Source organism: Enterobacter sp. RHBSTW-00175 (genome assembly GCF_013927005.1).
Classification (GTDB): domain Bacteria; phylum Pseudomonadota; class Gammaproteobacteria; order Enterobacterales; family Enterobacteriaceae; genus Enterobacter.
Genome location: NZ_CP055930.1, coordinates 5,364,221 through 5,384,175, shown reverse-complemented (window position 1 = coordinate 5,384,175; position 19,955 = coordinate 5,364,221). Strand labels below are relative to the sequence as shown.

Here is a 19,955-nt window from a genome sequence, read left to right as displayed (position 1 = left end):
GATTTAAAATCCCTCGGCGTTCGCGCTGTGTGGGTTCAAGTCCCACTCCGGCTACCATGGGAAATAAAGAATAAAATCAATGATAAGCAGTGTCGTTAAACCACCGAAAGGTGGTTTTTTTGTATCTGAAATTCATGTCATGTACGCGCCTGCTAAGGCACGGTCCCCTCGATAAGCAATCCCGCCTCTTTGAGAGCAAGCACGACATTCATTTGCTGATTGTGGTTGGCTGGCAACTGGCTACAGTCAGCTATGCTCAGTGTCCACAAAGCCTGAGGGGTATAATCTGCATCTGGTTCTGCAAGCAAAAGCTGGGCTGCCCGGATCGTATAATCCTTATTCGGCCCGGCTAATGCCCGCGTAGAAAGGTATTCTCCGGCGGGAACATCTTTCACCCAGCCAAACTGGCATAACCCAAGGAATGCTGATTTAGGGCAAGCTTTCTCTTTTCCTGCGACCGCCTGGCTCCATGCTTCGACAGGTGTGAATCGCTGCCTGATAAGTTCTACCGCATTCAGGGTAATAACGCCGTAGCTACTTTGACTGGCTTTCATTATTGATTATGCCTTGCATCGGATTGCTGGATCTAACGATGATATCATCTGATGAAAAGTGAGGGGCTTGTAAGGGTAACAAAAAAGATGACAGAACCGCAGGTAACTGGACGACGTAAAGCATTATGGGATGCCTTCTGCCACAACCAGAAAATAACAGAAAACAGCACACTTCTGTTCGATACGGACCATGAGTCTATCGTGCGCGTCCGGCAGGTAGGGAAGACGTTATCCAGAAGCATTCTCTCGCGAAGTGAATCGATGGAAGCGCGGGTGATTGCTGAAACAAATATTCTGCTGAAGGATATTGAACACAACAGTGAACAGTATGATGGTCTTATCTATATGATGTTTACACGTCAAAATGATGATGTCATCCCGCTCTATATTGGTAAAGCTGAATCCAAAGGACGCAGTAACCCTGTGTCTGCCAATATAAAGGATGTGGCTCGCGTTAAAGATAAATTCGCCCGTTGGGGGGATAACTACCAGTACCATATTGGGGATCTGAGTGCATCTGTACTACCAGGCCACGATGCAAGGTATGTCACATTAAAATATCAGCATTGGGCGGAAAGCCTGTTTGTTTCATATCCAGCGGAACGGCCGCAATTAAAGCAGGATATCTGGTTCTGGTGTAAAGCATGGAACAAAAATAATACAGGTATATGGCCTGAATTTGGCCCAATAAGATTAACGTTTCTGGAATATCTGTTAATTGGCGTGGCAAGTTCGCTATTCCCTGAGACATTGCTTAACCGTGAAGGGCATAGTCGTAGCTGACTGCAATAAGACGATTCACTGCCCTGCATTTTATCACCACTGAAGAGATAGCCCATTGCATGATTTGCGAAGGGCTATTAACTCAATCCGGGTATCACCAGCAAGAAATCACCTGTTAAGGCATCGCTACGCCCCGCCCAAATAAGCCTTCCTTACCTCCTGATTCCCCAGCAGCTCCTCACCGCTGCCGCTCAGTCTGATTTGCCCGTTGACCATCACATAACCCCGGTCAGAGAGCTTCAGCGCGTGATGCGCATTTTGCTCCACCAGGAAAATGGTCATCCCGTTGCGGGCCAGTTCGCGCAGGGTCTGGAAGATCTGTTTCACCACGATAGGGGCTAACCCCAGGCTCGGTTCATCCAGCAGCAGTAGCTTGGGACGGCTCATCAGCGCCCGGGCGATGGCCAGCATTTGTTGCTCCCCGCCGGACATGGTCATCGCGCGCTGTTTGCGGCGCTCCTTCAGACGCGGGAACAGATCAAACATGCTTTGCATATCCTGCGCGGCATACTGATTGCCGATGGGGATAGTCCCCATCAACAGATTTTCTTCCACCGTCATATCCGGGAAAATACGCCGTCCTTCCGGTGCCTGTGCAATGCCGCCGGCGGCAACGAAGTGCGTCGACTGGTGGCTGATATCATCCCCGCAAAACAGGATTTGACCCTTTCTGATGCGCGGCTGCCCGAAGATAGACATCAGCAGAGTGGATTTCCCCGCGCCGTTCGCGCCAATCAGCGCCACGGTTTCCCCCGGGTTAACCTGCAAGGAAACCTGTTTTAACGCCTGGATCACGCCGTAGAACACATCCACTTCACGAAACTCCAGCATTGCCTCGCTCATATATTGACCTCGCTCTCATCGGTGCCCAGATAAGCGGCAATCACTTTTTCATCGTGCTGGATCTGCTCGGGTTTTCCCTGAGCAATGACATCACCGTGGTCGAGCACAATAATGTCGTCCGAAATCTCCATCACCATCCCCATATCATGTTCAATCAGCAGCACCGTTATCTGGTGATGATCGCGCAGAAAACGGATGATTTTACTGAGCGTGCGGGTTTCAACCGGGTTCAACCCGGCGGCAGGTTCGTCCAGACAAATCATCTCTGGCCCGGTGCACATGGCGCGCGCAATTTCCAGCCGACGCTGCTGCCCGTAAGACATCTCGCCCGCCAGCCGGTTGGCGCAATCCACCAGATCCACCACCTCCAGCCAGTAAAAGGCCCGGTCCAGGGCTGCACTTTCCGCCCGGCGATAGGCAGGGGTATTAAGCACACCGGCAATCAGATTACGGTTTACCTGCATGTGCTGCGCGACCAGCAGGTTTTCCACTACCGACATCTCCCGAAATAGCCGAATATTTTGAAAAGTGCGGGCAAGCCCGGCGCGGTTCACCAGATGCGTTCCACCGAACATCTTGTAAAAAAGACGCTGCCCCAACTGCGTCGGGTTTATCCAGTCGCCTGGCTGGAATTTTTGCCCCAGCACCTGAATCACATTGGTGGTTTTACTGCGGGTGTTGAACATAATGTTGCCGCCGGATGCCTTATAGAACCCGGTCAGGCAGTTAAATACCGTGGTTTTACCCGCACCGTTCGGCCCAATCAGGGCGGTTATCGAACCGCGTTGTACCTCCAGATTGACATCGTTTAACGCCTTAATACCGCCAAAATGCATCATCAGATGTTCAACGCTTAAGATCGTTCCGTTCATGGCGCGACTCCCTTACGTACGGCAAAACCGCTGCGGTTAATGCGGATCAGGCCGCGCGGTCGCCAGATCATCATGACCACCATCAACATGCCAAACAGCAGAACGCGATACTCCGCAAAGCTGCGCAACAGTTCCGGCGTGACGGTAAGCACAAAGGCGGCAAGCACCACGCCCACGGTCGAACCCATACCGCCCAGCACCACAATGGCGAGGATCAGCGCCGACTCAAAAAAGGTAAACGAGGTGGGATTCACAAAACCCTGATAAGTCGCGAAGAACACCCCGGCAATCCCGGCGGTGGACGCACCCAGAGTAAAGGCCGAGAGCTTCACCAGCACATGATTTAGCCCCATTGAACGGCAGGCAATCTCGTCCTCGCGCAGCGCTTCCCATGCCCGGCCGATCGGCATCCGTGTCAGACGATGTTTGATGTACAGCACCAGAAGCACCACCAGGAAGAGGACTGCATAGATAAAGATAAACTTCAGGTTCGGGTTATAGGTCAGGTGGAAAAACTCATGGAAGGGGACGCCTCCCTCTTTGGCGCGCCGTCCAAATTCCAGGCCAAAAAAGGTCGGCGGCGGGGCGGAGATACCATTCGGGCCACCGGTGAACGACAGCCAGTTATTGAGGATCAGGCGGATAATCTCTCCAAACCCCAGTGTCACAATCGCCAGGTAATCCCCGTGCATTCGCAGCACCGGAAAGCCCAGCAAGGCACCCGCGGCGGCGGCCATCAGTGCGGCAAGCGGCAGCATGGACCAGAAACCCAGCCCAAGATACTGATACCCCAGCGCCAGGCCATAAGCGCCAATGGCATAAAAGGCGACATACCCCAAATCCAGCAACCCCGCCAGACCCACCACAATATTCAGCCCAAGACCGAGCAACACATAAATCAGGCCCAGAATGGCAACGGTCAACACGTACTTTGTGGCGACAAAGGGGAAGCACACGGCGAGCGCGATAACCAGCGGGATAATCCAGCGCATCCGGCTTTTATAATCTGCCGGGCGAACATAAACGCCCGCGTTATCCGTTTCAAAACGGGACAAGAAACGCATCCCGGCATGAGTACCTAAAAAGGCGCTGAGCATAAACCGCCCGACCATGACGATGGCGACAATCCACGCCAGCCGGGGCCCCGCAAAGTTAAAGCTGTAACCATCCAGAACAACACCCACGATCGGGCCGAAAATGATGAGCGCAACCATGCCTGAGAAAATCGTATCCAGGATACAGCGCTTCAATGAGAAACCGTCAGACGACACAGCGTGTGATGTCATGTCATTCTCCCTCACACTTTAGCCACGACAGGGCGGCCAAGCAGTCCCTGTGGGCGGAAAATCAGGATAACCACCAGTAATCCAAACGAGAACACATCTTTATAATCCGAGTTCACCATCCCGGAGAACTGCGCTTCGGCGACGCCGAGGATCAACCCGCCGAGCATGGCGCCTGGTAATGAACCTATTCCCCCAAGTACCGCTGCGGTAAAAGCCTTAATACCAATGACGAACCCGGCGTAAAAATCAAACGTGCCGTAGTTCATGGTGATCAACACCCCGGCAAGGCCTGCCATTGCCGCGCCAATCACAAAGACCAGTGAAATGATCCTGTCTGTGTTGATCCCGAGGATCGAAGCCATTTTGCGATCCTGCTGAACCGCGCGGCACATGCGTCCTAAGCGGGTATTGCCGATTATCCAGGTCAGCAACAGCATTCCCAGGAACGAGGCGACCAGAATAAAGACTTTGGTATAGGTTATCTGGACAAAACCATCACCCAGATGGAAACGGAGCACGCCATCAAGCATAGTGGGAACCCCTTGCTGACGCGGCCCCTGGCTGATTTGCGCGTAGTTTTGCAGGATGAGTGACATCCCGATGGCGGAAATCAGCGGTGCTAAACGGGTGGAGTTGCGTAGCGGTTTATACGCAATGCGCTCTATCGTCCAGCCGTACACGCCCGTCACCACAATGGTAAAGACCAGTGTGCCGAGAATGAGCAGGGGGAACGATTGCAAACCGAAGAACGACAGCAGCGCCAGGCCGATGGCGCAGAGATAGGCCGAAATCATATACACCTCGCCATGAGCGAAGTTAATCATGCCGATAATGCCATAAACCATGGTGTAACCAATGGCGATCAATCCATAGACAGAACCGAGCGTTAGGCCATTGATTAATTGTTGCAGGAAGAATGTACTCATCTTAGCGCGCTCTTTATAAAGGCCGCGCGAACCGCGCAGCCTGATGTTTATTTCGCGCCGGCAGAAGACCTGCCGGCGTTGAGCGTGACTCCGTCCTGTTACTGCACTTCCTTATATTTCCCTTTGTCATCCCACTGATACACAACGTAGTCAGACACTTTCAGGTCGCCTTTGCTGTCCCAGGCTTTTTTACCCATCACGGTTTCAACCGGGTTGGCTTTCAGCCACTCGCTGGCTTTGGCGGAATCCGTACCACCGGTCGCTTTGAATGCCGCAGCAATGGCCTGCACAGAGGCATAGGAGTAAAGGGTGTAACCTTCCGGTTCAAATTTGCCTGCGCGGAATTTCTCGATAACGGCTTTGCCATCCGGGATCAGACGCGGATCTTTACCGAAGGTCATATAAATACCGTTGGTGTATTGCGGCCCACCTGCGGCGGTCACCATCTCTTCATTGACGATACAGTCGCCAGAGAAGAATTTGGCCTGTACACCTTGCTCACGCATCTGACGCACCAGCGGGCCGGCTTCCGGGTGACAGCCACCGAAGAACACCACGTCTGGCTTCTGGGCACCAATTTTGGTGACCAGGGCGTTAAAGTCTTTTTCACCACGCGATAAACCTTCGTACATCACATCCTGGACACCGCGTTTTGCCAGCGCGGCTTTGGTGGCATCTGCCAGCCCCTGACCGTAGGTATCTTTATCGTGAATGATGACGACCCGTTTGGCTTTCAGCTTATCGATGATGAAATCGCTGGCAACCAGACCCTGCTGGTCATCGCGTCCGCACATGCGGAACATATCGCTCATGCCGCGTTCAGTGATAAGCGGGTTGGTTGAACCAGGGGTGATGGCAATAATCCCCGCATCGCTATACACCTCTGAGGCGGGCATGGTTGAGGAGGAGCAAAAATGGCCAATAACGGCTTTGACTTTATCCTGGTCGACTAATCGGTTAGCAACCGCAACGGCCTGTTTAGGCTCGCAGGCGTCATCGCCCTGAACCAGCTTAATTTTCTCACCGTTGATCCCTCCTGCGGCGTTAATGTCTTCTGCTGCCTGTGTGGCACCATGCCAGTACTGATCGCCATACGTGGCATTAGGGCCAGTGAACGGTCCGGCGACACCAATAACAATATCCGCCTGGGCGGAGAATGCGGTCACCAGACAACCTGCCAGCACAAGAGAAAGAGGACTTCTGATAAATTTCAGCGACATTATTATGTTCCTTAGCGAAGAGGTTTTTGCACGAGGTTAAAGCCCGAACGCCCGACGGCGTTGCCAATCCAAAAACAAAAACGAGAACAAAATGCACTAAACACGACAACATACTGCTTATTACGGCGAGGGTTCCTTGCGCAAAATTCGCGCGCAAAACAACAAGCAAAATAGTTGCCAGAATTGTTAACCCATTGACCGGGCTGCGACATGTTTGAGTATAGAGTGCCGTTTTACGCCGCCTTGCGGGACGCAATGAAATTACAGCGGAGATCACATCTCGTTAACAAGAATGCCCATAAGTTGTGCAATGGTCACGGTTTGTGCTTTTTTGCACCAATAAAGACCTAAACTTCAGATAGGCATGGCGTGCGATATATGCCAGGATCTTTTCCTTTTTTTATCAGGAGTGTCAGCGATGACGGAAGGCCCATTAAATGAAGGCGAAATGGCGTGGCTGGAAGAGACATTAATCTCTTACGGGCATGAAGATGCGTCAGTTATCGACGTGTCTGAACTGGACGGTATGCTCACCGCAGTCCTTTCTGGCCCTGTTGTGGTTGAACCCGATGCATGGCTGGTGGCTGTCTGGGGTGGCGAAAAATATATCCCACGCTGGAAAAACGATCGCGAAATGAACCGCTTTATCGACCTTTGCTTTAAGCATATGAACGATATTGCCGAGCGACTGAGCGAATATCCGGAACAGTTTGAACCGATGTTTGGTTTTAACGATGTGGATGGTCAGAGCTACACGGTGGTTGAAGAGTGGTGCTACGGCTACATGCGCGGTGTGGCGCTGACCGACTGGTCATCATTACCGCAAGAGCTGAAAGCCGATCTGGATGTGATTGCTCTGCACGGTACCGAAGAGAACAGCGACAAGCTGGATGAACTGACCGAAGAAGAATACACCGCCAGTATTGAGGGCATCCAGCCTGCGGCGCTGCGTTTGTACAACTACTGGGTCGAGAATCCGCAGCAGCCTGTCGCACAAAAACCGGTCGTAAATGGCGCGAAAGTTGGGCGCAACGATCCGTGTCCGTGCGGTAGCGGCAAGAAGTTTAAAAGCTGCTGTCTGCACTGATAAAAAAAGGGGCTACCAGGTAGCCCCTTTTTTTTAACCCACTTCCGGCAGCAGCCCTGCTGCAATCAAAAACTGCACCAGAATAACCACCACACCGCAGGCGAACACAATACACAGCAGCGGTTTACCACCCGCAACCCGGTAGCCTTGTTCCGGATGCTGCTGGCGGCTTTTCCATGTCAGCAGGGAAGGCAGCAGCAGGGCAAGGACGGATAACGCCACACCGGCATAACCCAGCGCCATCACAAAACCACGCGGATAAAACAGCGCAAACGCCAGCGGTGGCAGGAAGGTGATTGCCCCTGTCTGAATACGCCCGGCAGCGGTGTTACGACGCTGGAACAGATCGGCCAGGTAGTCAAACAGGCCAAGCGCCACGCCGAGGAACGATGTTGCCAGCGCCAGGTCGGCAAACAGATGCACTGCCAGCTCAACGTGTGAAGAGGTCACCACGTCACGCAACGCCACCAGGAAACCATTCAGACCCGAATGTTCGGCCATCAGGCCAACAAAAGTTGAAGAATCAATACTGCCCAGCGTCACCAGCTGCCAGAAAATATAGGCAATCAGCGGAATGGCGCTACCAATCATAAAGATGCGGCGCAGCTTGCGGATATCACCATTCATGTAGCTGACGATACTAGGCACGCTGCCGTGGAAACCAAACGAGGTGAAAATCACCGGAATAGCGGAAAGCGCCAGCCCTTTTTCCAGCGGCAGCGTCAGCAGGTTAACCTTGTGAACATGCGGTGCCAGTAAAACCAGCATTACGATCAGAAACAGAATTTTGGCGCTGAACAGGAAACGGTTGAACAGATCAACCAGCGATGTGCCCACACAAACAACGCCGCCGCCGATGAGGGCAAAACAAATTGCCCCGGTGGCTGGTGTGATGCCGGTGCCGAACCAGTCGTTGACGCTGGAGGCGATAAGCTCCCCGGCACCGCTGATGTAGGCCGCAGTCAGGGCATACATCAGGAACATCATGCTAAATCCGGTTATCCACTGGCCGTAGCGCCCCAGGTAGCGTGCCGCAAGTGACCCCAGGCCGGTATCAGCGGGAACGTGCTGATACACTTCCAGCAGTAATAACGCGGTGTAGCACATCAATGCCCACAGGCAGAACAGCAATATCAGCGTTACGCTGAATCCGACACCTGCCGCCGCCAGCGGCATGGCCAGCATTCCTGCGCCAATTGTGGTGCCAGCGACGATAAAAATACTTCCCAGGGTTCTGTTTTTCACGCTTTCCTCTACAACGAACTTACATCGCGACAAAATCTGCGGCGCAGAGTAAGGGAAAAGCGCTATCTCGTCAAATCACCGTTACAAGTGGTGTAATCATTAGTTTACGCTTTGCCCGGCGGGCTTAAACCTGGGCAACTCACTGATCCTTTTTGGGGTTCTGCCTACTTCATAAGGGCAATGTTATCGCGCGAAAATCAGGCGTACCTTAAACAGTAAAGATAAATTATCAAAAAAAGTGAGGGGCAATGGCGGGGACAAATCCATTCACGGCAGCCTGGAGTCGCGGCGGTAATTTACTCTGTCACGGACACTGGATTATCAGCTGGCAGGATAAAGCACTGACGCTGCCGGAGTCCCGGCAGGACAAAGACATGGGCACCTGGGCCATTTATTCCATTATTGACCCGGAAGATGAAACCTTTGCCCAGGGGCTAACGGAAGATGACTGGATCATCGAAAATGTCGAGTGGCTGACCGATCTCTTCTTCGATGCCGGTGTACCGCTGGAAACGGCAAATTATCGTTACTTCTACCAGGCCGTTAATCCACATGACTGGCGTTGTACCAGCTGCGCGGGGTGCATGTAAACCTGCGCCAGCGCAAGGCGTATTTCTCCTGGAACGTATAGTCTGCTGACTTCTTTTCAGAGGGGGTAAAAATGTCGATCCACGGACATGAAGTGCTCAATATGATGGTTGAGTCTGGCGAACAGTACACAGAGCAAAGCCTGGTTGCGGCTATTCAGGCGCGTTTTGGCGAAGCAGAACGTTTTCATACCTGTTCAGCAGAAGATATGACGGCGGGTGAGCTGGTGGCATTTCTGGCGGCGCGCGGCAAGTTTATTCCGGCTGCGGAAGGATTTTCAACACACGAAAGTAAAATTTGCCGTCATTAAAACAGTGCGGAGCTGAATATTCAGCTCCGCATGATCTTAATTTTGCGTATCGAGAGTTGAAAGCTCTTTATCGATAAAGTAAAGACCTTCACCGGATTTACCCGCCAGAGATAATTTATCCAGCACGGATTTAAACAGCTTCTCTTCTTCGTGTTGCTCGGCAACATACCATTGCAGGAAATTAAAGGTCGGATAATCCTGGCTGGTCATTGCTGCGTGCGCCAGTTCGTTAATTTTCTGGGTGATCAGTTGCTCGTGTTCGTAGGTGGCGCGGAACAGTTCATCAAGCGAAGCGTATTCCGCGAATGGTGACTCAACGGTGGCAATGCGCGGCAGGCTGCCCGTATCTGTCAGATAATCAAACAGACGCTGCATGTGCGTCATCTCTTCCTGAGCATGACGGCGCAGAAACGCGGCCGCACCTTCAAAGCTGTGATAGCTGCACCAGGCGCTCATCTGTTGATAGAGCAGGGATGAGCACAGTTCAAGGTTCATTTGAGCATTGAGCTTGTCGATCATTTCAGTTTTCAGCATGGTGCAGCTCCGGTTTATTATTTCTGGTTCACGATGAGCGCCACTATAATTTGTTATTTAATTATTTGCAAAAAGTAAAATAAATAACTTTTTATTAAAAATACGAATGGGAATAAAACGCATTGGCGCTTTTTATATTTATTAATGAGAATTGTTTTTGTTCTTAATTGAATATACTGCCAGTCAGCACTGGCAGTAAGGATTAATACCAGGGATTAGCGCTATTTGGATTAACGGCATAACCCATGCACTTGTACTGGATGGTAACGCTTTCGTTCAGGCACAGTGAACCACTGATCAGGGTACAGGTTTTAATCGGCTGGCCGTAGGCTGAGGCAGTGGCATAACCCATGCTTTGACAGGCTTTTGCCGCGGTGCCGTTAGTGACGTAGTCATCGTAATGGGCGTTCTGGAGCATTGCCTGACCGTAGTCGAGACGGACTATCCCGTTTGGTGCATCCAGGTTACTCACTTCGGCCTTCCGGGTGACAGAACAACCCGCAAGTAACAGGAGCGTAGCGGCAACGAATACTCTTTTCATATATCGCTCTGAATAGATGGAGATACGTTATCCTAACCGCAGATGCCTGGCGCAATGCCAGGAATAGCCAGACAAACTGCCCTTTCTCTTTGCAACGGAGTACAACACACCTGCCACAGGCGCATGTTTCGCGCCGAATCACCTCGAATTTGTGAGCGCCATTCTGTTTTTTAAAACAAGTTTTCACTTAATTTGAAAGCGTGTTTATTTGATAGTAAGGTGATGTCTTCAGGTATCCACGGCGGGCTACCCCGCAACGCATTCAGGAGAGTAAAGATGAAAATTGCACTGATGATGGAAAACAGCCAGGCGGGTAAAAATGCCATCATCCTTAACGAGTTGAACGCTGTTGCCGATGAGAAAGGCTTCCCGGTGTATAACGTCGGGATGAGTGATGAAAACGATCATCATCTGACCTACATCCACCTGGGGATTATGGCGAGCATTCTGCTGAATTCCAAAGCCGTGGATTTCGTTGTGACCGGCTGCGGTACAGGGCAGGGTGCGCTGATGTCCCTGAACATTCATCCGGGCGTTATCTGCGGGTATTGCATTGACCCGGCTGACGCATTCCTGTTTTCACAGATCAACAACGGTAACGCGCTGTCACTGCCATTTGCTAAAGGCTTTGGCTGGGGTGCCGAACTGAACGTGCGCTTCATCTTCGAAAAAGCCTTTACTGGCCGTAAAGGTGAAGGCTACCCACCAGAGCGTAAAGAGCCACAGGTGCGTAACGCCGGGATCCTGAACCAGGTGAAAGCGGCGGTGGTGAAAGAAAATTATCTTGATACTCTGCGCGCTATCGATCCTGAGCTGGTGAAAACCGCCGTATCCGGCCAGCGTTTCCAGCAGTGCTTCTTCGAAAACTGCCAGGACAAAGAGATTGAAGCCTTTGTTCGCGGGATTGTTGGCTAATCCCGTGTCGGCCGGATGATCCGGCCGATAAACAGTGCGTATCACAGGCCCGATAAGCAATATCGGGCTTTTTTATTTCTTCACCGACACTGCGCTGCCTGCATCTTTGGTCAGGCGTAATGTATCAAACATCCCCACCAGGCAAATGATCGCGATAACCACAAATGCCAGCCTGAAGCTGATGCCGGGTATCGCCGTCATCCCGATGGCATCACTGACTTTTTCGCCAATACGGATACCAATTGCACCAAGCGTAATGCCCAGCCCAACGGCAAGCTGCGTGGCAGTGGAAAAAAGGGTGTTAGCGTAGCTCATCTGAGCCGACGGAATATCGGCAAAAGCCAGCGTACTCACGGCCGTAAACTGAATCGAGCGGAACACCCCGCCCAGATAGAGGATCAGCATAATCAGCCAGACCGGCGTGTGCGGGGTAAGAAACGCACAGGCCAGCAGCGCCAGCACGTTTAATGCGCCATTAATCAGTAACAGGCGTTTAAACCCTAAACGGCGGATGAGTGGTGTGGTTGCGGGTTTAATCGTCAGATTCCCGACAAATACTGCCAGCACCAGCAGGCCGGAATGAAACGCATCCATGCCAAACCCGACCTGGAACATCAGCGGCAACAGGAAAGGCACGGCACTTATTGATGCACGAAATAGCGAGCCACCGTACATCGTGACCCGAAAGGTCGGCACCTGCATTGCGTCCAGGCTGATCATCGGCCACTGCGCGCGCTGGAAATGGCGCAGGGCGAACGTCAGGGCGGCGGAGCCGATGGCTAACAGCAGCAGCGTCAGCCCCTCCTGCATGTGTTGACCACCCATGGATTCCATCGCGTACACCAGGCTTACCATAGCCACCGTTGTGGCGACAAAACCCGGTAAATCAAAAGGCCGACGGGCATCTTCATGAAGGTCGGGAATGATCTTCAGCGCCAGAATAATAGCGGCGATACCCAGTGGGACATTGATGAAAAAGATCCAGCGCCAGTCGGCGTAGCTGGTAATAAAACCGCCGAGCGGCGGGCCGATAATCGGGGCAACCAGCGCAGGCCAGGTCAGCGTGGCGATAGCGGTAATAAGCTGGTGTTTCGGTGTGGTGCGTAAAACGGCCAGGCGGCCGACGGGCACCATCAGCGCACCTCCCATCCCCTGAAGCACGCGCATGGCAACGAACTGATCCACCGTAGTCGAGAGGCCGCAAAATACCGATGCCAGGGTGAAGATAGCCAGTGCAAGGGCGAATACCTTGCGAGCGCCGAAGCGGTCGGCAATCCAGCCGCTGGCGGGGATCAGCACGGCAAGCGTAATCAGATATGCACTGATACCAATATTAAGGTCAACCGCCTGTACGCCGAAACTTTTTGCCATGTCCGGCAGTGCCGTGGCGATAACCGTACCGTCAAGAAACTCCATAAAGAAAGCACCGGCAACCAACAGCGCCGCAGGCGACAAGCCCCGACTCTCTTTGCCGGTTATGTTTTCACTCATTTTCTTCCTGCCGTATCAAAAAAAATTATAAAAATTTACTGGAATTTATAGGTGCGTAACTTACGGATTTACCGCGATTTTTCTTAACAAACTGGTAGCACTGGTGGATTTACAATTGTGATGGAGGTCACGAAAATATTGATTTATGTGACGATGGTCATATTATAAGCGCATTGACAATAACACCTGCATAACAAATTACCGGAGCATCACAATGAAACTGCGCAAAATCCTGAAAAGCATGTGGGCTAACTACTGCAATACATTTAAAGACGTACCACCGGGTGCTATGTTCTGATGGAAAAACCTGCTTCGGCAGGTTTTTTTATGCCTGTAAACGACGAGAGGGAGATGAAAGGGGCTACGTTTTGTTACTATGGCTACCTTTAAATAAGGAGAAAGCCTATGTCTCAAAACCTGAGCGCCGATCAGGAACTGGTGTCTGACGTCGTTGCATGTCAGTTGGTTATCAAACAAATCCTTGATGTGCTGGACGTGATTGCGCCGGTTGAAGTGCGCGAAAAAATGTCCAGCCAACTGAAAACCATCGATTTCACCAGCCATCCTGCTGCGGCAGACCCGGTTACGCTCCGTGCTATCCAGAAAGCCATTGCGCTAATCGAGTTACGATTCACACCGCAGGGTGAGTCCCACTAAAATAAACCGATGTTTTGAAATTAGAAACACTTTTCTGAAAAACGTCGAAGGGCGACAGGACTGTCGCCCGGAGAGATTCTTAAAAGAACGTCTGCACCAGCAAATAACTCGCCGCACATGCGCAACTCACACCAATCAGACCCGGCAGTATGAAGCTGTGGTTAAGGATAAACCGGCCAATACGCGTGGTTCCTGAACGGTCAAAGCCGATACAGGCCAGATCGCTTGGATAGGTGGGCAGGACAAAGTATCCGTAAGATGCCGGGAAGAAAGCGATCAGCATTTTAGGATCGATACCCAGCATTAGCCCCATCGGCGCCACCGCCGTGAGTGCGGCAGCCTGACTGTTGACCAGCTTAGAAACCAGAAACAGTACAATGGCATACGTCCAGGGATGACTTTTCACCACGCCTTCAAGCGCCATTTTTAGCTCATCAAGGTGCGCCTGGAAAAAGGTATCGCTCATCCACGCCACGCCAAATACCGAGAAAATCGCGACCATCCCGGCTTTGAATACGGCGCCGTTTGATATGGTTGCCGCATTAACCTTACAGGCGACCAGCATCACGGCCCCGGCAATGAGCATCATCATCTGGATGACCAGATTCATCGAAAGAGCTGTCATTTTGCCTTTCACGTCGAAGGCTGGCCGCAGCTCTGGCAACGCCCCCAGCAGCACGACCACGGCAATCCCGGCAAAGAAGATCCACGTGGACCAGTACGCCTGTTTCGGGAAGCGCTGATTCATTAGGGTTTCCGTGCCGCCATAAATAAACTCACGCTGTTTAGGGTCTTTTATCCTCTCCTGAAACTCCACGTCATCCGCCAAATCTTTGCCTCGCCGCAGGCTCCAGAGTGCCGCGATAGCCACGCCAAAGAGAGAGGCAGGAACCGATACCGCCAGGATTTCGAGGATCCCCCAGGCGTGACCAATACCGTGTTGCGCGCCAAGAATCGACACCAGAGAAACCACCGCCACGGACACTGGGGACGCGGTGATCGCCATTTGCGAGGCCACAGAGGCCACCGCCATCGGGCGTTCAGGGCGAATGCCTTTTTTCAGCGCGATATCGGCAATGATGGGAAACATAGTGTAAACCACATGCCCGGTCCCGCATAAAAACGTCAACATCCATGTGGTAAAGGGGGCAAGGAGGGTGATGTGCTGCGGGTGCTTACGTAACAGCCGCTCGGCGAATTGCATCATCACATTCAGGCCGCCTGCCGTCTGCAATGTAGCCGCACAGCCAATAACGGCCAGGATCGTCAACATCACGTCAACCGGGGGTTTACCCGGTTGCAGGCCAAAGACAAAACACAAAACGAACAGACCGATACCGCTTATCAGGCCAAGACCCATACCGCCGAACCGCGTTCCCGCAAGCAGGCAGAGGATAATGACAATAAACTCGATGGTAATCATGAAGCTCCCTCGTCAAAGATAATGAAATTACGTAAATCATTACATGATGTAGGGATATTCATTGGGAGCGAGATCTGATTTGTTAAATGTCAGAAAAAGCAGAGGGTTGATAATAGAGAAGGGTGCCTGCATCGGGAAGAAGATGCAGGCTACAGGATCAGTGGTGCTGGTAATTCACAATATCAAGTAAATGGCGGTCGGTCTGTTCCTGGCACAATCCGGCACGTTTCGCATTATGGATCTCAGCTGCCAGGGTTTTCAGCAACACGCCATCCTGCTGTTGCTCTTTGCCCATATCCTGCAAAAAAAGCAGCGTGGTGCTGTCTTTCTGCGCTTTGGCTTCATCTGCCAGGCTGTTTAGTGTGGTGCAACGCTGTTCGTACTCCTCCAGCGTTTTCTGGAAAAGGTCTTCCAGGCAGGAGTAATCGTCTTCCATCGTATCGATGGCTTTAACGATAGGGTTAGCCCCAACATGCTTCATAAAATCAAAGACACGCATCATATGGGTGACATTACTTTGCGCCTGCGAGCGAAAGAAGGTGGCAGTACCGTTGAGGCTGTTCTCAGAACACCAGTCGCTCAAATACAAATGCAGATTAGAGGCGTAAAACTCCAGATTCATCTGGGCATTAAGTTTCTGAATCATCGCTTGGGTAGCCATACTAATATCCTTATTTACTGTGGGCACGAATGCCCGCTGCTTAACCAGGTTCGGCAGGTCGTTGACGCTTACCGCACAACGTAATCAACGCACGATAATGGAGAGCAGAATAGAGATATTCTGCATTGACTGAATGTGCTCGAATATTCACGTCCTGTGTTCGATACAAATAAGCATACCCTTGTCAGAGGAGTAAGAAAACTCTTAAGGCTGTTTATTTTACGTTACATTACAAATTTTAATATACTTTAAGTAACTAAATGGGGGTACATAGTTGTTGATTTATTAACCCATTGAAAATAAACGTTTTGATTATTTATTATATAGATTGTTGCAATAACTAAATAACCGGTAGATGGATGTAATGTGTATCCCTGTAATCACAGGTAAAACAATATATCTTTCCGATAATATATGATGTGATGGAAAAATTGCGCCAGATCATTTTTCTTCCTTATGCCTGTTTATGTGATCCGCTCGTAAGTTTGCTCTCGCGCATTATGAAAAAATGAAACATCGTTTTATCTTTTATTTGGTGGTGAGGTGAAAATGGCTAAGGTTGCGGTGCTGCTGGCACCAGGGTTTGAAGAAGCGGAAGCAATTATTACGATTGATATCCTGCGTCGTATGAATATTGAGGTGGACACGCTCGCCTGTGCGGAGTCGCGTGCAGTGGTGAGCTACCACAATATCCCCATGGTGGCGGACAGCACGCTGCTGGAACGCATCGACACGCTGTATGACGCCGTCGTGTTGCCCGGCGGGCCACAGGGGAGTGTAAATCTGGCGGCAAACCGGGATGTCCTGCGTTTTGTTGCGGCGCATGATGAAAGCGGTAAGTTTATCTGCCCAATCTGCTCTGCCGCTGCCCGGGTACTCGGCGCAAATGGCCTGCTGAAGGGGCGTCGCTATGTCTGTTCCGGTGATTTATGGCAACAGGTCAGCGACGGCGTATTTGTCGATGCGCCGGTGGTGGAGGACAAAAACCTCATCAGTGGCAAAGGGCTTGGACACGCCTTTGATTTTGCCCTGACGCTTTCTGCACGTCTGCTGGGCGACGAAATTCCCGTGCGCGATCACGCGGATCACATCTATTACGCCTGGTAATTTTCCTGCCGGGCGTTATGGCGTCCGGCTTACAGGGATTTCTTAGCTGACCTTATGGATAATTCTGCTTAACTGCCTTTCATTTGTCCGACAATATCTGCCGTTTTTATGTCATTTTCCGCTGAATTTATGTACGCAATTACTGTAATTCTGCGGTGTGATGGCGCTCTCTTATGGATGATTAATTTCCCGCTAAAACTATCACCAGCACTAACGCTTATGACGAGGTAAGCGCTAATGCCTTGTTTTAAGTCCGATTAAATAAGAAGCACGCAAATATTCCCTACAGAAAAGAATGCTAAAGCTGGAGTTTACCATGCACAAATTTACTAAAGCTCTGGCGGCCGTTGGACTGGCTGCTGTTATGTCACAATCCGCTATCGCAGAAAATTTAAAACTCGGTTTTTTGGTGAAACAACCTGAAGAACCCTGGTTCCAGACCGAATGGAAATTCGCTGATAAAGCCGGGAAAGATTTAGGTTTTGACGTGATTAAAATTGCCGTGCCGGACGGTGAAAAGACCCTGAATGCCATTGATAGCCTGGCGGCCAGCGGTGCGAAAGGATTCGTTATCTGTACGCCTGATCCAAAACTCGGTTCCGCGATTGCCGCAAAAGCACGTGGCTATGACATGAAAGTCATCGCCGTTGACGACCAGTTCGTCAATGCTAAAGGTAAACCAATGGACACCGTGCCGCTGGTCATGATGGCAGCCACCAAAATCGGTGAACGCCAGGGCCAGGAACTTTATAAAGAGATGCAAAAACGCGGCTGGGACGTGAAAGAAACCGGCGTGATGGCCATTACCGCGGATGAGCTGGATACTGCCCGCCGCCGTACCAGCGGTTCAATGGATGCCCTGAAAGCGGCCGGTTTCCCTGAGAAACAAATCTACAAAGTACCGACCAAATCCAACGACATCCCGGGTGCGTTTGACGCGGCTAACTCCATGCTGGTACAGCACCCTGAAGTGAAACACTGGCTGGTGGTCGGTATGAACGACAACACCGTGCTCGGTGGTGTGCGTGCAACAGAAGGTCAGGGCTTCAAAGCACCAGACGTTATCGGTATTGGTATCAACGGTGTTGACGCTGTGAGCGAACTCTCTAAAGCCCAGGCTACCGGTTTCTACGGCTCTCTGCTGCCAAGCCCGGACGTACACGGCTATAAATCCAGTGAGATGCTCTACAACTGGGTGACCAAAGGGGCGGAACCGCCGAAATTCACCGAAGTGACCGATGTGGTGCTGATCACCCGCGATAACTTCAAAGAGGAACTGGCGAAAAAAGGACTGGGTGGTAAGTCATAAGTAATTCGCTGTGATTGCGCCCCTCATGTCGCCGTGAGGGGCCAGACGTACACACTACAGGAATCACGGAGTCGTTATGCAACAGTCCTTACCGTATCTCTCTTTTCGCGGCATCGGTAAAACATTCCCCGGCGTAAACGCGCTGACCGATATCAGCTTCGATTGCTATGCCGGCCAGGTTCACGCCCTGATGGGGGAGAACGGCGCGGGGAAATCTACGCTGTTGAAAATCCTCAGCGGCAACTACGCGCCAACCACCGGTACGCTTGCCATTCGCGGCGAAGAGGTGGCATTTGCCGACACAACAGCCGCACTGAATGCGGGTGTGGCCATCATTTATCAGGAGCTGCATCTGATCCCTGAAATGACGGTGGCAGAAAACATCTATTTAGGCCAGCTTCCGCACAAAAGCGGCGTGGTAAATCGTTCGCTACTCAATTATGAAGCGGGGCTGCAATTAAAACACCTTGGGCTGGATGTCGATCCACAAACGCCCCTGAAGTATCTCTCTATTGGCCAGTGGCAGATGGTTGAAATTGCGAAGGCGCTGGCGCGTAACGCCAAGATTATCGCCTTTGATGAACCCACCAGTTCGCTCTCTGCGCGCGAAATTGAAAATTTATTCCGCGTGATACGCGAGCTGCGTAAAGAAGGCCGCATTATTTTGTACGTTTCGCACCGCATGGAAGAAATTTTCGCCCTCAGCGATGCCATTACCGTGTTCAAAGACGGGCGTTATGTGCGCACCTTTAGCGATATGCAGCAGGTCAATCACGATCAGCTGGTGCAAGCGATGGTCGGACGCGAACTGGGAGACATTTATCACTGGAAATCCAGAGAGTATGGCCCTGAACGCCTGCGTCTGGATAACGTCAAAGCACCTGGCGTGCGTACGCCGATTTCATTATCTGTACGCAGCGGTGAAATCGTTGGGTTGTTCGGCCTTGTCGGGGCGGGGCGCAGCGAATTAATGAAAGGGCTGTTTGGCGGGACACGTATCACCGAAGGCCAGGTCACTATCGATGGTGAGCAGGTCGATATCCGCAAACCCGCCCATGCCATCAGGGCAGGGATGATGCTTTGCCCGGAAGACCGCAAAGCCGAAGGGATCATTCCTGTGCACTCCGTGCGCGACAACATCAACATTTCAGCAAGACGTAAGTTTATCCGCGCTGGATGTCTGATTAACGATGGCTGGGAGTTGAGCAATGCCGATCATCATATCCGTTCGTTAAATATTAAAACCCCGGGGGCGGAGCAGTTAATCATGAACCTCTCCGGCGGCAACCAGCAAAAGGCGATCTTAGGGCGCTGGCTGTCGGAAGATATGAAGGTCATTTTGCTGGATGAACCCACCCGTGGTATCGACGTGGGGGCAAAACACGAAATCTATAACGTGATTTATGAACTGGCAAAACGCGGTGTGGCAGTGCTATTCGCCTCAAGCGATCTGCCTGAGGTGCTGGGGGTTGCCGACCGCATTGTGGTGATGCGTGAAGGTGAAATTGCCGGTGAATTGCTTCATGAACAGGCGAATGAACAACAGGCGTTGAGTCTCGCCATGCCTAAAGTTAGCCAGGCTGTCGCCTGAGTAAGGAGTTAA

22 protein-coding genes are annotated in these 19,955 nt (G+C 51.6%); 10 read left to right on the top strand and 12 right to left on the bottom strand.

Translation table 11 applies throughout. From position 1 onward, the window contains the following. Positions 1-152 precede the first annotated feature (152 nt). Positions 153-554, bottom strand: a complete 402-nt coding sequence (locus HV107_RS26020; protein ID WP_182061557.1) for a DUF6979 family protein — start codon at positions 552-554, stop codon at positions 153-155. A gap of 87 nt (positions 555-641) precedes the next feature. Here HV107_RS26020 and HV107_RS26015 point away from each other — a divergent pair, with 87 nt between their 5' ends. Beyond that, the gene (locus HV107_RS26015) at positions 642-1,337 is read left to right on the top strand and encodes a hypothetical protein (RefSeq protein WP_182061556.1); all 696 of its coding nucleotides are present in this window, start codon (positions 642-644) and stop codon (positions 1,335-1,337) included. A gap of 126 nt (positions 1,338-1,463) precedes the next feature. Here the strand turns inward: HV107_RS26015 and HV107_RS26010 are convergent, their stop codons facing one another. The 5 genes from HV107_RS26010 to HV107_RS25990 all read right to left on the bottom strand — a co-directional run bounded on the left by HV107_RS26010 (position 1,464) and on the right by HV107_RS25990 (position 6,484). Continuing rightward, the gene (locus HV107_RS26010; protein WP_182061555.1) at positions 1,464-2,180 is read right to left on the bottom strand and encodes an ABC transporter ATP-binding protein; all 717 of its coding nucleotides are present in this window, start codon (positions 2,178-2,180) and stop codon (positions 1,464-1,466) included. Further along, a complete protein-coding gene (locus HV107_RS26005; RefSeq protein ID WP_182061554.1) occupies positions 2,177-3,052 on the bottom strand; it encodes an ATP-binding cassette domain-containing protein in 876 nt (291 codons plus the stop codon). The genes HV107_RS26010 and HV107_RS26005 overlap by 4 nt, the downstream gene beginning before the upstream one ends. Continuing rightward, a complete protein-coding gene (gene livM, locus HV107_RS26000) occupies positions 3,049-4,338 on the bottom strand; it encodes a high-affinity branched-chain amino acid ABC transporter permease LivM (protein WP_182061553.1) in 1,290 nt (429 codons plus the stop codon). Before livM ends, HV107_RS26005 begins: the two co-directional genes overlap by 4 nt. Before the next feature lie 11 nt (positions 4,339-4,349). Then, positions 4,350-5,264, bottom strand: coding sequence for an ABC transporter permease subunit (locus tag HV107_RS25995; protein ID WP_182061552.1), 915 nt, complete (start codon positions 5,262-5,264; stop codon positions 4,350-4,352). A gap of 98 nt (positions 5,265-5,362) precedes the next feature. Continuing rightward, positions 5,363-6,484 carry a branched-chain amino acid ABC transporter substrate-binding protein gene (locus tag HV107_RS25990; RefSeq protein WP_182061551.1) on the bottom strand — a complete coding sequence of 374 codons (1,122 nt, stop codon included), beginning with the start codon at positions 6,482-6,484 and terminating at the stop codon, positions 5,363-5,365. A gap of 418 nt (positions 6,485-6,902) precedes the next feature. Between HV107_RS25990 and HV107_RS25985 the strand changes: the two genes are divergently transcribed. Further along, positions 6,903-7,571 (top strand): YecA family protein, encoded by a 669-nt coding sequence (locus HV107_RS25985; protein ID WP_182061550.1) that lies wholly within the window; start codon positions 6,903-6,905, stop codon positions 7,569-7,571. A 33-nt stretch (positions 7,572-7,604) separates the two neighbouring features. Here HV107_RS25985 and tyrP read toward each other — a convergent pair whose 3' ends face one another. Further along, the gene (gene tyrP, locus HV107_RS25980; RefSeq protein ID WP_182061549.1) at positions 7,605-8,816 is read right to left on the bottom strand and encodes a tyrosine transporter TyrP; all 1,212 of its coding nucleotides are present in this window, start codon (positions 8,814-8,816) and stop codon (positions 7,605-7,607) included. A 248-nt stretch (positions 8,817-9,064) separates the two neighbouring features. Here tyrP and HV107_RS25975 point away from each other — a divergent pair, with 248 nt between their 5' ends. Further along, the gene (locus HV107_RS25975) at positions 9,065-9,406 is read left to right on the top strand and encodes a hypothetical protein (protein ID WP_182061548.1); all 342 of its coding nucleotides are present in this window, start codon (positions 9,065-9,067) and stop codon (positions 9,404-9,406) included. A gap of 71 nt (positions 9,407-9,477) precedes the next feature. Further along, positions 9,478-9,714, top strand: coding sequence for a YecH family metal-binding protein (locus tag HV107_RS25970; RefSeq protein ID WP_182061547.1), 237 nt, complete (start codon positions 9,478-9,480; stop codon positions 9,712-9,714). 36 nt (positions 9,715-9,750) lie between these two features. Here the strand turns inward: HV107_RS25970 and ftnA are convergent, their stop codons facing one another. Beyond that, entirely contained in the window at positions 9,751-10,248 is a 498-nt protein-coding gene (gene ftnA, locus HV107_RS25965) for a non-heme ferritin (RefSeq protein ID WP_182061546.1), read from the bottom strand. A 202-nt stretch (positions 10,249-10,450) separates the two neighbouring features. Next, complete coding sequence (yecR, locus tag HV107_RS25960; RefSeq protein ID WP_182061545.1) at positions 10,451-10,789, bottom strand: YecR family lipoprotein; 339 nt, start codon at positions 10,787-10,789, stop codon at positions 10,451-10,453. A 276-nt stretch (positions 10,790-11,065) separates the two neighbouring features. On the opposite strand from yecR, the gene HV107_RS25955 reads away from it, so the two are divergent. Beyond that, positions 11,066-11,704 (top strand): RpiB/LacA/LacB family sugar-phosphate isomerase, encoded by a 639-nt coding sequence (locus HV107_RS25955; protein WP_182061544.1) that lies wholly within the window; start codon positions 11,066-11,068, stop codon positions 11,702-11,704. A 72-nt stretch (positions 11,705-11,776) separates the two neighbouring features. On the opposite strand, the gene HV107_RS25950 is transcribed toward HV107_RS25955, so the two are convergent. Continuing rightward, positions 11,777-13,195, bottom strand: a complete 1,419-nt coding sequence (locus tag HV107_RS25950) for an MFS transporter (RefSeq protein ID WP_182061543.1) — start codon at positions 13,193-13,195, stop codon at positions 11,777-11,779. 214 nt (positions 13,196-13,409) lie between these two features. Here HV107_RS25950 and azuC point away from each other — a divergent pair, with 214 nt between their 5' ends. Together azuC and HV107_RS25940 are read left to right on the top strand one after the other, a co-directional pair. Continuing rightward, positions 13,410-13,493 carry a stress response protein AzuC gene (gene azuC / locus HV107_RS25945; protein ID WP_014832437.1) on the top strand — a complete coding sequence of 28 codons (84 nt, stop codon included), beginning with the start codon at positions 13,410-13,412 and terminating at the stop codon, positions 13,491-13,493. 107 nt (positions 13,494-13,600) lie between these two features. Next, positions 13,601-13,852 carry a DUF2766 family protein gene (locus HV107_RS25940; protein WP_014070732.1) on the top strand — a complete coding sequence of 84 codons (252 nt, stop codon included), beginning with the start codon at positions 13,601-13,603 and terminating at the stop codon, positions 13,850-13,852. A 79-nt stretch (positions 13,853-13,931) separates the two neighbouring features. Here the strand turns inward: HV107_RS25940 and HV107_RS25935 are convergent, their stop codons facing one another. After that, a complete protein-coding gene (locus HV107_RS25935) occupies positions 13,932-15,275 on the bottom strand; it encodes an anaerobic C4-dicarboxylate transporter (RefSeq protein ID WP_182061542.1) in 1,344 nt (447 codons plus the stop codon). Positions 15,276-15,432: 157 nt separating this feature from the next. Beyond that, positions 15,433-15,936, bottom strand: a complete 504-nt coding sequence (locus HV107_RS25930) for a non-heme ferritin-like protein (protein ID WP_182061541.1) — start codon at positions 15,934-15,936, stop codon at positions 15,433-15,435. 549 nt (positions 15,937-16,485) lie between these two features. Between HV107_RS25930 and HV107_RS25925 the strand changes: the two genes are divergently transcribed. The 3 genes from HV107_RS25925 to araG all read left to right on the top strand — a co-directional run bounded on the left by HV107_RS25925 (position 16,486) and on the right by araG (position 19,943). Then, on the top strand, positions 16,486-17,043 hold the full coding sequence (locus HV107_RS25925; RefSeq protein WP_182061540.1) for a DJ-1/PfpI family protein: 558 nt from the start codon (positions 16,486-16,488) through the stop codon (positions 17,041-17,043). A 316-nt stretch (positions 17,044-17,359) separates the two neighbouring features. Further along, the gene (gene araF, locus HV107_RS25920) at positions 17,360-18,352 is read left to right on the top strand and encodes an arabinose ABC transporter substrate-binding protein AraF (protein WP_182061539.1); all 993 of its coding nucleotides are present in this window, start codon (positions 17,360-17,362) and stop codon (positions 18,350-18,352) included. Between the two features lie 76 nt (positions 18,353-18,428). After that, positions 18,429-19,943: an L-arabinose ABC transporter ATP-binding protein AraG gene (gene araG / locus HV107_RS25915; RefSeq protein WP_182061538.1), complete on the top strand. Its 1,515-nt coding sequence runs from the start codon at positions 18,429-18,431 to the stop codon at positions 19,941-19,943. The last annotated feature ends 12 nt before the right edge of the window (positions 19,944-19,955 follow it).

Bases quoted from the DNA above. Each gene is read 5' to 3' on its own strand.
- HV107_RS26020 (WP_182061557.1), bottom strand. From the start codon at position 554: ATGAAAGCCAGTCAAAGTAGCTACGGCGTTATTACCCTGAATGCGGTA.
- HV107_RS26015 (WP_182061556.1), top strand. From the start codon at position 642: ATGACAGAACCGCAGGTAACTGGACGACGTAAAGCATTATGGGATGCC.
- HV107_RS26010 (WP_182061555.1), bottom strand. From the start codon at position 2,180: ATGAGCGAGGCAATGCTGGAGTTTCGTGAAGTGGATGTGTTCTACGGC.
- HV107_RS26005 (WP_182061554.1), bottom strand. From the start codon at position 3,052: ATGAACGGAACGATCTTAAGCGTTGAACATCTGATGATGCATTTTGGC.
- livM (WP_182061553.1), bottom strand. From the start codon at position 4,338: ATGACATCACACGCTGTGTCGTCTGACGGTTTCTCATTGAAGCGCTGT.
- HV107_RS25995 (WP_182061552.1), bottom strand. From the start codon at position 5,264: ATGAGTACATTCTTCCTGCAACAATTAATCAATGGCCTAACGCTCGGT.
- HV107_RS25990 (WP_182061551.1), bottom strand. From the start codon at position 6,484: ATGTCGCTGAAATTTATCAGAAGTCCTCTTTCTCTTGTGCTGGCAGGT.
- HV107_RS25985 (WP_182061550.1), top strand. From the start codon at position 6,903: ATGACGGAAGGCCCATTAAATGAAGGCGAAATGGCGTGGCTGGAAGAG.
- HV107_RS25975 (WP_182061548.1), top strand. From the start codon at position 9,065: ATGGCGGGGACAAATCCATTCACGGCAGCCTGGAGTCGCGGCGGTAAT.
- HV107_RS25970 (WP_182061547.1), top strand. From the start codon at position 9,478: ATGTCGATCCACGGACATGAAGTGCTCAATATGATGGTTGAGTCTGGC.
- ftnA (WP_182061546.1), bottom strand. From the start codon at position 10,248: ATGCTGAAAACTGAAATGATCGACAAGCTCAATGCTCAAATGAACCTT.
- yecR (WP_182061545.1), bottom strand. From the start codon at position 10,789: ATGAAAAGAGTATTCGTTGCCGCTACGCTCCTGTTACTTGCGGGTTGT.
- HV107_RS25955 (WP_182061544.1), top strand. From the start codon at position 11,066: ATGAAAATTGCACTGATGATGGAAAACAGCCAGGCGGGTAAAAATGCC.
- HV107_RS25950 (WP_182061543.1), bottom strand. From the start codon at position 13,195: ATGAGTGAAAACATAACCGGCAAAGAGAGTCGGGGCTTGTCGCCTGCG.
- azuC (WP_014832437.1), top strand. From the start codon at position 13,410: ATGAAACTGCGCAAAATCCTGAAAAGCATGTGGGCTAACTACTGCAAT.
- HV107_RS25940 (WP_014070732.1), top strand. From the start codon at position 13,601: ATGTCTCAAAACCTGAGCGCCGATCAGGAACTGGTGTCTGACGTCGTT.
- HV107_RS25935 (WP_182061542.1), bottom strand. From the start codon at position 15,275: ATGATTACCATCGAGTTTATTGTCATTATCCTCTGCCTGCTTGCGGGA.
- HV107_RS25930 (WP_182061541.1), bottom strand. From the start codon at position 15,936: ATGGCTACCCAAGCGATGATTCAGAAACTTAATGCCCAGATGAATCTG.
- HV107_RS25925 (WP_182061540.1), top strand. From the start codon at position 16,486: ATGGCTAAGGTTGCGGTGCTGCTGGCACCAGGGTTTGAAGAAGCGGAA.
- araF (WP_182061539.1), top strand. From the start codon at position 17,360: ATGCACAAATTTACTAAAGCTCTGGCGGCCGTTGGACTGGCTGCTGTT.
- araG (WP_182061538.1), top strand. From the start codon at position 18,429: ATGCAACAGTCCTTACCGTATCTCTCTTTTCGCGGCATCGGTAAAACA.